The sequence below is a fragment of the Enemella evansiae genome (assembly GCF_002250705.1).
GTDB lineage: Bacteria > Actinomycetota > Actinomycetes > Propionibacteriales > Propionibacteriaceae > Enemella > Enemella evansiae.
This window is the reverse complement of sequence record NZ_NMVP01000019.1, coordinates 1-12,598: the sequence shown is the minus strand read 5'-3', so window position 1 is coordinate 12,598 and position 12,598 is coordinate 1. Positions and strand designations below refer to the sequence as shown.

Annotated in this window: 15 protein-coding genes; 6 read left to right on the top strand and 9 right to left on the bottom strand. The window is 70.4% G+C overall.

The features are described from left to right. Window positions 1–19: 19 nt before the first annotated feature. The 3 genes from BI335_RS11760 to nth are packed head-to-tail and all read right to left on the bottom strand — an operon-like array spanning window position 20 to window position 2,093. Window positions 20–706, bottom strand: a complete 687-nt coding sequence (locus BI335_RS11760; RefSeq protein WP_094431134.1) for an NUDIX hydrolase — start codon at window positions 704–706, stop codon at window positions 20–22. Continuing rightward, a complete protein-coding gene (locus BI335_RS21960; protein WP_229119562.1) occupies window positions 703–1,377 on the bottom strand; it encodes a TlpA family protein disulfide reductase in 675 nt (224 codons plus the stop codon). Before BI335_RS21960 ends, BI335_RS11760 begins: the two co-directional genes overlap by 4 nt. Further along, window positions 1,374–2,093 (bottom strand): endonuclease III, encoded by a 720-nt coding sequence (gene nth, locus BI335_RS11750; protein ID WP_094431132.1) that lies wholly within the window; start codon window positions 2,091–2,093, stop codon window positions 1,374–1,376. The genes BI335_RS21960 and nth overlap by 4 nt, the downstream gene beginning before the upstream one ends. A 96-nt stretch (window positions 2,094–2,189) precedes the next feature. Between nth and BI335_RS11745 the strand changes: the two genes are divergently transcribed. After that, window positions 2,190–2,870: a Crp/Fnr family transcriptional regulator gene (locus tag BI335_RS11745; protein ID WP_229117684.1), complete on the top strand. Its 681-nt coding sequence runs from the start codon at window positions 2,190–2,192 to the stop codon at window positions 2,868–2,870. Here the strand turns inward: BI335_RS11745 and BI335_RS11740 are convergent. Genes BI335_RS11740 through BI335_RS11720 form a run of 5 tightly spaced genes read right to left on the bottom strand, consistent with a single transcriptional unit; the run spans window position 2,833 to window position 5,473 of the window. Further along, on the bottom strand, window positions 2,833–3,612 hold the full coding sequence (locus tag BI335_RS11740; protein WP_094431130.1) for an MBL fold metallo-hydrolase: 780 nt from the start codon (window positions 3,610–3,612) through the stop codon (window positions 2,833–2,835). The two genes, BI335_RS11745 and BI335_RS11740, sit on opposite strands and share 38 nt — an antisense overlap. Beyond that, window positions 3,609–4,316, bottom strand: coding sequence for an NUDIX hydrolase (locus BI335_RS11735; protein WP_094431128.1), 708 nt, complete (start codon window positions 4,314–4,316; stop codon window positions 3,609–3,611). The genes BI335_RS11740 and BI335_RS11735 overlap by 4 nt, the downstream gene beginning before the upstream one ends. Window positions 4,317–4,331: 15 nt before the next feature. Then, complete coding sequence (locus BI335_RS11730) at window positions 4,332–4,790, bottom strand: RidA family protein (RefSeq protein WP_094404799.1); 459 nt, start codon at window positions 4,788–4,790, stop codon at window positions 4,332–4,334. After that, on the bottom strand, window positions 4,787–4,951 hold the full coding sequence (locus BI335_RS11725) for a DUF4177 domain-containing protein (RefSeq protein WP_094356308.1): 165 nt from the start codon (window positions 4,949–4,951) through the stop codon (window positions 4,787–4,789). The genes BI335_RS11730 and BI335_RS11725 overlap by 4 nt, the downstream gene beginning before the upstream one ends. Window positions 4,952–4,960: 9 nt before the next feature. Then, window positions 4,961–5,473, bottom strand: coding sequence for a hypothetical protein (locus BI335_RS11720; RefSeq protein WP_094426700.1), 513 nt, complete (start codon window positions 5,471–5,473; stop codon window positions 4,961–4,963). A 75-nt stretch (window positions 5,474–5,548) separates the two neighbouring features. On the opposite strand from BI335_RS11720, the gene BI335_RS11715 reads away from it, so the two are divergent. The 3 genes from BI335_RS11715 (at window position 5,549) to BI335_RS11705 (ending at window position 8,339) form a co-directional block, all read left to right on the top strand. Further along, window positions 5,549–6,106 carry a TetR/AcrR family transcriptional regulator gene (locus BI335_RS11715; RefSeq protein WP_172421874.1) on the top strand — a complete coding sequence of 186 codons (558 nt, stop codon included), beginning with the start codon at window positions 5,549–5,551 and terminating at the stop codon, window positions 6,104–6,106. Window positions 6,107–6,177: 71 nt separating this feature from the next. Continuing rightward, complete coding sequence (locus BI335_RS11710; RefSeq protein ID WP_094431124.1) at window positions 6,178–7,203, top strand: ArsA-related P-loop ATPase; 1,026 nt, start codon at window positions 6,178–6,180, stop codon at window positions 7,201–7,203. Further along, on the top strand, window positions 7,200–8,339 hold the full coding sequence (locus BI335_RS11705) for an ArsA family ATPase (RefSeq protein WP_094356312.1): 1,140 nt from the start codon (window positions 7,200–7,202) through the stop codon (window positions 8,337–8,339). The genes BI335_RS11710 and BI335_RS11705 overlap by 4 nt, the downstream gene beginning before the upstream one ends. Here BI335_RS11705 and BI335_RS11700 read toward each other — a convergent pair. Beyond that, window positions 8,292–8,594, bottom strand: a complete 303-nt coding sequence (locus BI335_RS11700; RefSeq protein ID WP_094356313.1) for a WhiB family transcriptional regulator — start codon at window positions 8,592–8,594, stop codon at window positions 8,292–8,294. The genes BI335_RS11705 and BI335_RS11700 overlap by 48 nt on opposite strands. Before the next feature lie 277 nt (window positions 8,595–8,871). Between BI335_RS11700 and BI335_RS11695 the strand changes: the two genes are divergently transcribed. Continuing rightward, window positions 8,872–11,445 (top strand): transglycosylase domain-containing protein, encoded by a 2,574-nt coding sequence (locus tag BI335_RS11695; RefSeq protein WP_094404797.1) that lies wholly within the window; start codon window positions 8,872–8,874, stop codon window positions 11,443–11,445. Continuing rightward, the gene (locus BI335_RS11690) at window positions 11,442–12,353 is read left to right on the top strand and encodes a metallophosphoesterase (protein WP_094404796.1); all 912 of its coding nucleotides are present in this window, start codon (window positions 11,442–11,444) and stop codon (window positions 12,351–12,353) included. The genes BI335_RS11695 and BI335_RS11690 overlap by 4 nt, the downstream gene beginning before the upstream one ends. The last annotated feature ends 245 nt before the right edge of the window (window positions 12,354–12,598 follow it).

Below are 12,598 nucleotides of genomic sequence, written 5' to 3'. Positions count from 1 at the left end.
CAGCCGAGTCTGAATACCGTCAGTGGGTGTCCGGGCCGGTACGCGGCTCGGTACGCGAGCGATCACGCAGGAACCGGGCCGGCACCTCGGCCTCCAACCGGCGGTTCCACGGCTGCTCCCAGCCGGCCAGCCGGAGCAACCCGGCGAGCAGCCCGGCGGTCAGCCCCCAGATGAACAGGTCGTCGATCACGAACGCCGGCCCGCGATAACCGGAGGGGTGCCGGGCGACCCGCCGGTTCGCCGGGTCGGCCAACCGGGCCACCGGGATCAGGTGCACCGAGGCCACCTCGGCGGCGTCCACCGCCGAGATCGGATGCGGCGTACGCCACCAGCCGACGACGGTGTTCACATCGAAGCCGCTGACCGCCACGTGCACCGCCGGTACCCGGCCGAGCACCTCGACGGTGCCCGGATCGACCCCGATCTCCTCGGCTGCCTCACGCAGTGCGGTCGCCTCCAGCGAGGGGTCGCCGGGGTCCATCGCGCCACCGGGGAAGGACACCTGGCCGGCGTGCGAGCGCAGCGTCACGGCCCGCTCGGTGACCACCACCGCGAGCTCCGGCTCGGTCGCGAACAGGGCCAGCACCCCCGCCTGGCGGCCGCCGCGGCCGGGCCGGTCGGCGACCACGCCGTGCACCTGGTCGGGCTGGTCCAGGGCCGCGACCAGCCGGGCGAGCTGGGGCGGCGCCGCGGGCGTACCGGTCACACCCGCACCCCCAGCTTGTCCGCGACCAGGTCGCTGAGCTGCTGGGTGGAGGTGACCGGGCCGGGATGGCGATAGGCGATGGTGCCGTCGGCACGGACCAGGATCGTCTGCGGCGGGCCGATGATGCTCAGCCCGGGCTGGATCCGGCGCTGTGGGTCGACCAGCTGCGGATAGCGCCAGCCGGCCTGCTGGGCGAACTCCAGCGCCAGATCCGGGCGCGGGTCGGCGTAGTCGATGCCGAGCAGTTGCACCGGTTCACCGGCGGCGGCGACCCGGTCGGCGTACTCGGCCAGCATCGGCGCCTCGGTCCGGCACGGCCCGCACCACTGCGCCCAGACGTTGATCACCAGCGGTGTGCCGCGCAGCCCGGCCAACCGGACCTGGGAGTCCTCGCCGAAGCACGGCAGCGTCACCTCGGGCAATCCGTTGGCCACCGCGGGTACGCCCGGATCGGCGGCCGGGCAGTCGGCGACCCCGGCGGCCCGACGGGCGTCCAGCAACGGGGCCGTGCCGGGTGCGTCGGCCGCGTCGGGACCGGTCTCGGCCCCACCGGCCCCGGGTGCCGCCGCACCGGGCGAGGCGGTGACCGGCGGCGTACCGGCACACCCGGCCAGCAACGAGACCGCCGAGACCGCGGCCAGCACGACGGCCGGCAACCGGGTACGCCTCATCCGCGCGGTTCCCGGATCAGCTTGGCCGCCACCTCCGGATCCGTGGGGCCCTCGCCATAGGAGGGGCAGAGCGAGGCCACCGGGCAGGCGCCGCAGGCGGGCCGGCGGGCGTGACAGCAGCGCCGGCCGTGCCAGATCACGTGGTGGCAGAGCATCACCCAGTCCTTGGGCGGGAACAGCGCACCGACCTCGGCCTCGATCCGGTCCGGGTCGCTGCTGGTGGTCCAGCCGAAGCGTTGGGAGAGCCGTTTGAAGTGGGTGTCGACCGTGATGCCCGGCACCCCGAAAGCGTTGCCGAGCACCACATTGGCGGTCTTGCGCCCGACCCCGGGCAGGGTCACCAGGTCCTCGAGGTTGCCCGGCACCTCGCCGTCGAACCGCTCCACCAGGGCCTGCCCGATCCGGATCAGCGAGTCGGACTTGGCCCGGAAGAAGCCGGTCGGTCGGATCAGCTCCTCCAGCTCGGCCCGGTCCGCGCCGGCCAGGGCCGCGGCATCCGGATAGCGCCGGAACAGTTCCGGGGTGACCATGTTCACACGCTTGTCGGTCGACTGGGCGGAGAGCACGGTGGCCACCAGCAGTTCGAGCGGATTGGTGAAGTCCAGCTCGGCCTTCGCATCGGGGTAGGTCTCGGCCAGGATCCGGTTGATCTTCCGGGCCCGGCGGACCAGTGCGGTCGGCGGTTTCTCGGCCACCTCGGTCCGGCTGCTCGGCATGCGGCCAGCCTAGTGCCCGGCGCGCGGGGCCGTGACGCTGCCCACACTGGATCGGAACGATAGGCTGACCGATAGGCAGATTGACAGGAGAGTTTCGTGGAACCAAAGGACGTGCTCAAGCAGGCGCCCCTGTTCAAGGGTCTGGACCAGGAGGCGTACCAGTCGCTGGCTTCGGCCATGCAGACCGTGACGCTGAACCGTGGGGCCACCCTGTTCCATGAGGGCGACACCGGCGATCAGCTGTTCGTCGTCGTCGACGGCAAGATCAAGCTCGGTCGGCACGGCAGCACCGGCCGGGAGAATCTGCTCGCCGTCCTCGGCCCGGGCCAGATGTTCGGCGAGCTGTCGGTCTTCGATCCCGGCCCGCGCTCCACCACCGCGACCGCGGTGACCCGCTGCGAACTGCGCGTGCTCGAGCACGACGAGTTGATCCGTTGGCTCGACGGCCGCCCCGAGGTGGCCCGCGGCCTGCTCGGTCAGCTCGCCGGCCGGTTGCGGCGCGCCAACGACGTGGTCTCCGACCTGGTCTTCTCCGACGTGCCGGGCCGGGTGGCCAAGGCGCTGCTCGATCTGGCCTCCCGCTTCGGCGAGCGCACCGAGACCGGCCTGGTGGTGCACCACGAGCTCACCCAGGAGGAGCTGGCCCAACTGGTCGGCGCCTCTCGCGAGACCGTCAACAAGGCGCTCGCCGACTTCGCCACCCGCGGCTGGATCCGTCTCGAACCCCGTTCGGTGACGATCACCGACCTGGAGCGGGTCGAGCGCCGCGCCCGCTGAACCGGCCCCAGGTCAGATAGGCCAGCTGGGCACGGGCGGAGGCCTCCGCGGCCCGGCGTACCCCCTCATCGACATCCGGATAGACGACCGCAACGACCTCCTCGGCCGTGCGGGCGCCGGCGGCCAGCGCGTCGCGCACCTGCTGCAGCCGCTCCAACCGGTGTTCCCGGTAGTGCGCCAGCCGCTCGGCGGGATCGTCGACGATCGGCCCGTGCCCGGGCAGGATCCGGTGTACGCCCCGGTCGGCGACCAGGTCCTGCATCACGGTGAGTGAGTCCAGATAGGCCGCGAGATCGCCGTCGGGGTGCATGATCACCGTGGTCCCACGGCCGAGCACCATGTCCCCGGAAAAGAAATCATCACCAAGCAGGAACCCGATCGAATCGGCGGTGTGCCCGGGAATGTGCCGGACCAGCAGTTCCCGGCCACCCAGCTCAACCGTCTCACCGTCGGTCAGCGGGCGGTCGCAGAGTTCCGGATCGTACGCCCGCACCTCGGATCCTGCCCGGGCCGCCAGCACCGGGGTGGCCTCCAGATGGTCGGCGTGATGGTGGGTCACCCAGATCTCGCGGATTCCCTGCGGACACAGCGATTCGATCGCTGCCAGGTGGCCGGGATCGTCCGGCCCGGGGTCGATCACCACGGCCGGCTCCCCCGGCGGGGCGAGCAGCCAGGTGTTGGTGCCCTCCAGCGTCATCGGGCCCGCATTCGGCGCGAGCACGAGTTCCGGTTGCCAGCTCATGTCCAGCTCCCGTCCCGGCGCGGATGGCTGGCCCGCCAGCCCGCACCGTCGCGTACCAGTCGCGGGGAGACCGGTTCGATCACCCGCTGCGCCGCCGCCTCGCGAAGGCGCGCCAGGCTGCCCAGCAGCGCGAGCTCGGTGAGCACCGAGCGGGTCGGCGGCAGCAGGGTCACCGCGCCGTCGGCGGCGGCCCGGTCTTCGGCGAGCACCGCCTCCGGGGACTGCCAGCCGACCAGATCCGCCTCGCTGGAGGTGTTCTGGGGCTCGAGCCCGTCGGGCACCGGCAGCACGAAGAACCAGGTGTCGAAGCGGTAGGGGCTGGTGTCCGGGGTGATCCAGCGCGCCCACGGGATCGGGCGGGAGGCGGCCAGGTCGAGTCCGGTCTCCTCGCGGCATTCGCGGAGTACGCAGGCGAGGAGCGGGTCGGGCTGCTGCTCGTCGACCGGCTCCACCTTGCCGCCGGGGAAGGCCCAGACGCCGGCGAACTTCATCCCGCCGCTGCGCCGCATCAGCCACACCCGCAGCCCCTCGTCGGCCCCTTCGCGCACCAGCACCAGGGTGGCGGCGAGCCGCGGCGTCACCGGCTGCACCCCGGGTGGCAGCGGGGCGCGGCTCTTCGCCGCCCAGCTGCTCGGTACCCGGGTCATCACCTCGGCGGGGACGACCTCGAGCACCTCCCAGGAATGCGCGCCGGTGAACGTCATCGTCGGCTCCGGGCCCTAGCGGACCCGGACGATCAGCTCGACCTCGACCGGGACGTCCAGCGGCAGCACCGCGACGCCGACCGCGGAACGGGCGTGCCGGCCCTCGTCGCCGAAGATGTCGCCGAGCAGCTCGGAGGCACCGTTGCCGACCTTGGGCTGGTCGTACCAGTCGGGATCGGAGGCGACGAAGATCGTCACCTTGACGATCTGGGCGATGTTGTCGATGCCGCCGGCCTGTTCGGCGGCGGCGGCGACCGCGTTCAGCGCGCAGACCCGGGCGGCGGCGACACCCTGTTCCAGGGTCAGCTCGTCACCGACCTTGCCGGTGGCGACCGGTTTGCCGTCCACCATCGGCACCTGGCCGGAGGTGTAGATCAGCTCGCCGCTGCGCACCGCCGGCACGTAGGCGGCGACCGGCTGCGGGACCGGCGGCAGGATCACCCCGAGGGCGTCCAACCGGTCCGAGGCGCTCACGCCTTCTCCGGCAGCGGGCGCTTCAGGTAGGCCACCAGGTTCTCCGGGTTGGGGCCGGGCACGACCTGCACCAGCTCCCAGCCGTCGGCGCCCCAGTTGTCGAGGATCTGCTTGGTGGCATGCACCAGCACCGGCACGGTCACGTATTCCCACTTGGTCATGGGTCGAGCCTAGGGCAGCCGCTGCCGGAGGAGTTGCTCGCCCGTTCGCAGTACGCCGGGCGCCTGGCGGCGGTGGATGTGGCTGAGCAGCTCCCAGCGGATCCGGCCGCCCAGGGTCCGGTAGCCGATCGCGGTGCTGAGCCGGATCCGATCGGGCAGCACGTCCAGCACCAGGTTGCCCGCCACCAGCGGCCCCGCGGCCGCGACGGTGAGGTGGCCGGGTTCCTCCTGGGCCACCTGCCAGCCGGCCACATGCCCGGGGCGGCCGTCGGGTGCTGTGCGCAACCGGAGCAGGCGATTGAAGATCAGGTCCCGATCCGATCTCTCGATCCCCTGCTCGAAGCAGGCGGTCATCCAGTCCCGTGGCGTGGCCGCGGTGCCGGTCGTCAGGGTGAAGACGTCGAGATAGTCGGGGACCAGGGTGAGCCTGGCGCGCTGCTGTGCGTTCGCCGGGCGCGTCATCGTGCCGGCGTCGACCCGGCCACCGGTCACCGGCGGCAGGGCGGGGTCTGGTGTGGGCATGGTCGGCTCCCATGATTTATACGGTTCCGTATATTCGAGGATAGACCGTGTATACGCTGGCGTACAATGAGGTCGATGGCAGTGACGAAGACCCCGCGCCGGGCCTGGGTGGACGCCGGACTGGAGGCCCTGGCCGAAGGAGGGCTGGCCGAGGTCCGCATCGAGGTGCTGGCGCGCAGGCTCAAAGTGACCAAGGGCGGTTTCTACGGCTTCTTCGATGACCGGCCCGCGTTGCTGGCAGCGATGCTCGAGACCTGGGAACAGACCGTGACGGTCTCGGTGACCGAACAGGTCGATGCCGCGGCCGCGACCGATCCCCGGGCCCGGCTCGCCCGGTTGATCGCGATCATCGACGACCAATCGGCCCCGGCGATGCGGATCGGGACCGAGCTGGCGATCCGGGACTGGGCCCGCCATGACGAGGCGGCGGCGCGCACCGTCCGCCGGGTGGACCGGACTCGTGGCGACTATCTGCGCGACCTGTTCCGGGGATTCTGTTCCGCGGAGGAGGCGGCTGCCCGGACCACGATCGCGATGTCGGTCCGGTTGGGCGCCCAGTTGATGGACCTCGGGACCGACGACACCGCTCACCTGGAATCGCTCGAGCTGATCCAGCAGCGCCTGTTGGCCTGAGCCGGCCCGAGCGGTGTGGCGGACGCCCCGGTCGCACCGTCGCTCTCGAACCGGCGAGTAGCCTTGCCGGTATGCCCTCACCGAGGTCCCGCCGCGGCCAGCGCCAGCCCGATCCGACCAGGTTGCACATCGTCAGCGGCAAGGGTGGTACGGGCAAGACCACCATCGCCGCCGCCCTGGCCTGCGCCACCGCACAGGCCGATCGGCGGGTGCTGCTCTGCGAGGTGGAGGGCCGGCAGGGGCTGAGCGAGTTGTTCGGCGTACCGCCGCTGGGCCCGGGCGAGGAGCGCCGACTGGTGCGTACGCCCGCCGGCGGCGAGGTCTTCGGACTGGCCATCGACGCCGAATCCGCGCTGCATGAATACCTGGAGACCTTCTATCGCCTCGGCATGGCCGGCAAGGCGCTGGACCGCTTCGGGGTCTTCGACTTCGCCACCTCCATCGCCCCCGGCCTGCGGGACGTGCTGCTCACCGGCAAGGTCTACGAGGCCGTCCGCCGGCGCAGCAAGGGCCGCTCCGACGACTACGACGCGGTGGTCCTGGACGCCCCGCCGACCGGCCGGATCACCCCGTTCCTGAACGTGCACGAGGCGGTCTCCGGGTTGGCCAAGGTCGGCCCGATCCGCAACCAGGCCGACTCGATCATCGAGGTGTTCCGCTCCGAGCAGACCGCGGTGCACCTGGTCACACTGGCCGAGGACATGCCGGTCACCGAGACCCTGGAGGCGATCGAGGAGCTCGCGCCGACCGGGATCGAGGTCGCCGACATCATCTGCAACATGGTCACCGAGACCGATCTCGACGACGCCGAACTGGATCTCGCGATCCGCGGCAAGCTGCCGCTCAAGGTGCCCGGCCTGGACCGCGCGACGACGACGCAGCTGGCCGCCGAGCTCGCCGACGAGGCCGGTTGGATCCTCGAGGAACGCAAGTGTCTGGAGATGCTGCGTACTCCGGTGAGCCGCTCCGCGGGACACCGGGCCAAGCGGTTGCCGCTCGCCCTGATCGCCGCGGATCCGGGTGGGATCGACCAGGCGGCGCTGTTCCAGATCGCCGATCAGCTCCGCACCCAGCTCCCCGAGGAGGTCGGCCGATGAGCGCCGCGCGTGATGCCCTGCAGATCGACCCGCTGCTCGCCGACCGGGGCGTGGAGATCCTGATCTGCTGCGGTTCCGGCGGGGTCGGCAAGACCACCACCTCCGCGGCGCTGGCGCTGCGGGCCGCCGAACAGGGCCGACGCGTGGTGGTGCTGACCATCGACCCGGCCCGCCGGTTGGCACAGTCGCTGGGCCTGACCGAGCTGGACAACACCCCGCGCGAGGTGGTCGGCGTCGACACCGCGGCCGGCGGCCGGCTGGACGCGATGATGCTGGACATGAAGCGGACCTTCGATGACGTGGTGCTCGCCCACGCCAGCTCGCAGAAGGCCGAGCAGATCCTGGCCAACCCCTTCTATCAGGCGCTGTCCACCTCGTTCTCCGGCACCCAGGAATACATGGCGATGGAGAAGCTCGGCCAGCTGCACGACCAGGCGCGCCGCGAGGGCCGCTGGGATCTGATCGTGGTGGACACCCCACCGTCCCGGTCGGCGCTGGACTTCCTGGAGGCCCCCGAGCACCTCAGCCGGCTGCTCGATGGCCGGATGCTGAAGATGCTGCTCGCCCCCGCCCGGGGCCCGTTCAAGCTGATGTCGGTCGGCGTGAATCTGGTGATGGGGGCGATGGACAAGATCCTCGGCGCCCAGGTGCTGCGCGACGTGCAGACCTTCGTGACCGCCTTCGACACCCTGTTCGGCGGCTTCCGGCAGCGGGCGGAGAAGACGCTGACGAACCTGTCCTCGGCGCACACCCGTTTCCTGGTGGTGGCCACCCCGACCCGCGATGCGCTGCGCGAGGCGGCGTACTTCACCGAACGGTTGCGCGAGGAGAAGATGCCGCTGGCCGGTGTGGTGGTGAATCGGGTGCACACCTCGACGGTCGACCTCTCCGCGGACCGGGCGATGGCGCTGGCCGAGGAGGTGCCGGAGAAGGACCGGCCGTCGCGGTTGGCGCTGCACCGGCACGCCGAGCGGATGCGTGGTCAGGAACGCGAACGGGACCTGGTGCACCGGTTCGGGGTCGCGAACCCGGGCGTACGCCTGGCCGAGATCCCGGCACAGACGACGGATGTGAACGATCTGGCGACGCTACGCGCGGTGGGAGCTGCGCTCGCGGCGGACACCGTGGCCCGCTGACTTGCCCAGCAGCAGCGCGGACCACGACCCGACATCGGTGCGGGTACGCAGCAGATGGCGCCGCTCCCGTTCGGTCATGCCGCCCCAGACGCCCCACTCGATCTTGTTGTCCAGCGCCTCGGCCAGACATTCGGTGCGTACGCCGCAGCCCTGGCAGAGCTGACGGGCCTGTTTCTGGGCCGCTCCCTCGACGAACAAGGCGTCCGCAGAGCCCAGACACTTCGCCTGCATGGTCCATTCCTGTGTGAGGAACATGTCCTCGCCCTCCCCCGATCACACTGGCCACCTCATGAGTGGCGCCACCGTACGCGCGACCCGGTCGGGCTGCGTTGCCAGTGGTGGCGAAATACTAAGAAAACCGCGCGGATTCCGCCACTCAGGAGGGGTTATGAGACCAAACTCATACCTTTGCGGGGACCCTCCGACCGGCCCGGTGGCGCCCGCGGCCCGGCTGTGGCTAGGCTGAGGCGATCCGACCCGCGCACCGTGCGGGTTTTCGCGACTGGTTGCCTCGTCACGTAGTCTGTTCCGCATGGCCAAAACCTCCGCGCGCGCGGGCAGCCTCGTCTATCGCGCAATCATGTTCTTCGTGGTGAGCGTGTTCGCCGGTCTGCTGGTGGCGGGCCTGTTCATCCCCTTCGCCGGGATGGCGGGCGCGGCGACCAAGGCTGTGGCGACCGGGATGGACAACCTCCCGGCCGAGCTGGAGACCCCGCCCCAGTCGCAGCAGTCCAAGGTGCTGATGAACAACGGCGAGGTGTTGGCCACCTTCTGGGAAGAGAACCGGATCTACAAGCCGCTGGATCAGATCAGCCCGCTGATGCAGAAGGCGCAGATCGCGATCGAGGACCATCGCTTCTATGAGCATGGTGCCCTCGACACCCGCGCCACGCTGCGCGCGCTGGTCCGCAACACCTCCTCCTCCGCCGGCACCCAGGGCGGTTCCTCGCTGACCCAGCAGTACGTCAAGCAGGTCCAGATCGAGACCGCCAAGCAGGCCGGTGACGAGGCCGGGATCTTCAAGGCCCAGGCCCCGACCGTCTCCCGGAAGATCCAGGAGCTGCGCTATGCGATCGCGCTGGAGAAGCGGCTCACCAAGGACCAGATCCTCGAGCGCTACCTGAACATCGCCTACTACGGCGACGGCGCCTACGGTGTCGAGCAGGCCGCCAAGCACTACTTCAACACCACCGCCAAGGACCTCACCCTCGACCAGGCAGCGATGCTGGCCGGCCTGGTGCAGAACCCGGCCGCGACCGACCCGGTCAACAACCCGACCATCGCCACCGAGCGCCGCAACGTGGTGCTGAACCGGATGGCGGAACTGAACATCGTCAACCAGGCCGACGCCGATGAGGCCAAGAAGGTCCAGTTCGACGCCTCCAAGATCCAGCGCTTCCCCAACGGCTGTGTCGGCACCCGCTACCCGTTCCTGTGCGACTACGTGAAGCGGTCGCTGGAGAAGATGCCGTCATTGGGCAACACCCCCTCCGAGCGGCTCGACACCCTCAAGCGCGGTGGACTGACGATCCAGACCGAGATCGACCCGACCACCCAGGACGCCGCCGAGAAGGCGATCGCGAAGAACATCGACGCCCGCGACCCGGTCATCTCCACCATGACGATGATCCAGCCCGGTACCGGCCTGATCCTGGCGATGGCCCAGTCCCGGCCGGTGATGGGCGACAACGCCGGGGCCGGTGAGTCCTACTACAACTACGCCGTGGGTGGTTCCACCAGCGACAACGACATGGGTGGCGCCGAGGGCTACCAGGCCGGGTCCACCTTCAAGGCGTTCACCGCGGCGGCCGCGCTGGAACAGGGCATGCCGCTGTCCAAGACCTACAACGCGGCGGCGTCGATGGACTTCGCCGGCAAGAAGTACAAGTCCTGCCGCGGCACCGAGAAGGTCTTCGGCGACTGGACGGTGAAGAACTCCACCGGCACCAACGGTGTGATGGACATGTACAAGGCCGCGGCGTACTCGGTGAACACCTACTTCGTCCAGCTGATCATGGACGTCGGCGGCTGTGAGACCACCAAGATGGCCGAGAAGCTGGGCGTGAAGCTGGGCTCGAAGGGCAACATCGTCGACCAGTTCAACGCCATCCCCTCCTTCACCCTGGGTTCGGCCGAGATCACCCCGCTCTCGCTGACCGAGGCGTACGCCACCTTCGCCTCGGGCGGCAAGCACTGCGAGCCGATCATCCTGAAGAAGATCACCGACAAGAACGGCAAGGACATCCCGGTCCAGGGGGCGAACTGCAAGCAGGTGATCACCCCGCAGGTGGCCGCCGGCATGAACTCGCTGCTCGCCGGCGTGATGAGCGGTACCGGCCGTCCGGCGACGATCCCCGGTGGCTACCCGCAGGCCGGCAAGACCGGCACCATCGATGACAATCAGGCCGTCTGGTTCGCCGGGTACACCCCCGAGGTCACCGGTGTCGCGATGATCGCGGTCGACAAGACCCACCCGTACTGGAAGTCGCGGCAGTGGTCCTCCGGCAACCGGAAGCCGACGCTGAAGGGCATCACGCTGCCGACCCGGAAGAAGTACACGATGCAGGGCTCCGGTGGCGGTGACGCCGGTGCGGATGTCTACGTCCCATCGATGTCGGCGGCGCTGCGCGGCAAGCCGAAGACGAAGTTCGGCAATGTCGGCAAGGACGTCACCGAGGGCAAGCCGGTGGCCATCCCGTCGGTGAAGGGGATGAGCCCCGATGCCGCGAAGGCCGCGCTGGAGGATGCCGGCTTCACCGTCGGCCGGACCACCCGGACCGACAACTCCTCGTCCGGCACCTACCTGGGGCTGAGCCAGTACGGCACCGCCCCGATGGGGTCGACGATCAACCTGGTCTATTCCTCCGGTCCGGCCGCCAAGCCGGCACCGAAGCAGACCCAGGCGCCGGCCACCACCAGGCCGCCGGCCCAGCAGCAACCGGCCGCTCCGCCGCCTGCTGCCCCGGCACCTGCTGCGCCGCCGCCCGCCCCGGCACCTGCGCCGGCACCGCCGCCCCCGCCGGCCCCCGCTCCGACCACGCAGCCCCAGCAGACCTTCGGTCAGGGCAACGGGCAGGGGAACGGGAACGGCCAGAACAAGCCGTGAGCAACCTGACCCGGGCCGGCGTCGGAGTGCTTGCCGCCGGCGCGGCCTGTGTCGGGTACGGTGCGCTGGTCGAGTCCCGGGCGTACACGCTGCGGGAGTTCGGCGTACCGGTGCTGCCGATCGGTGCCGATCCGGTCCGGGTGCTGCACGTCTCCGATCTGCACCTGTTGCCCGGTCAGCAGAAGAAGGTCGACTGGGTCCGCTCGCTGGCCGGCCTGCGGCCCGATCTGGTGGTGAACACCGGCGACAACCATTCGCATCCGGATGCCTGGCCGCGGGTGCTGGAGGCGTATGAGCCGCTGCTCGGGGTGCCCGGGGTGTTCGTCTGGGGTTCGAACGACTATCTCGCGCCGAAGATGAAGAACCCGCTGAGCTATTTCTCCGGCCCCAGCGATCCGGTGCAGCCGGAGAGCGCCCCGGACCGCGAGCTGCCCTGGCGCACGCTCGGCGCGGCGTTCGCCCAGGCCGGCTGGCAGGACCTGACCCACCGGCGCGTGACGCTGCCGGTGAAGGGGATGCCGTTCGCCTTCCGCGGGACCGACGACGGGCATCTGGGTCGGGACCGGTACGCCGAGGTCGCGGGTCCGGCGGACCCGGACGCGGTGCTGAATCTGGGGGTCACCCATGCCCCCTATCTGCGGCTGCTGGATGCCTTCGCCACCGACCGGATGGACCTGATCCTGGCCGGCCACACCCACGGTGGTCAGGTCTGCCTGCCCGGGATCGGCGCGCTGGTCACCAACTGCGACATCGACGCCCCGCGGGTCAAGGGACTCTCGACCCACACCGCCGGCGGCCACACCTCCGCCCTGCACGTGTCCGCCGGCCTCGGCACCTCACCGTTCGCGCCCTACCGCTTCGCCTGTCGCCCCGAGGCCACCCTGCTCACCCTCCTCCCCCGCGGCTGACCTCCCCGTACGCCCCTCCGTTCATCGAGTAGGTCGCGCAGCGACCGTGTCGAGATGAACCAGTACGCCGGCTGAGCGAGGAGCGCAGCGACGAGTCGAAACCAAGCCCCCACGTTCATCGAGTAGCCACTGTGCCCCTGGCGGGGCGCCCGTTCCGGGCTGAGAATGGGGTGGGGGTGGTCGGCTGGGTGCTGAAACCGTTCGATCTATGGTCCGTTCGAGGCCGTCGAGTAGCCCGGTGCGGG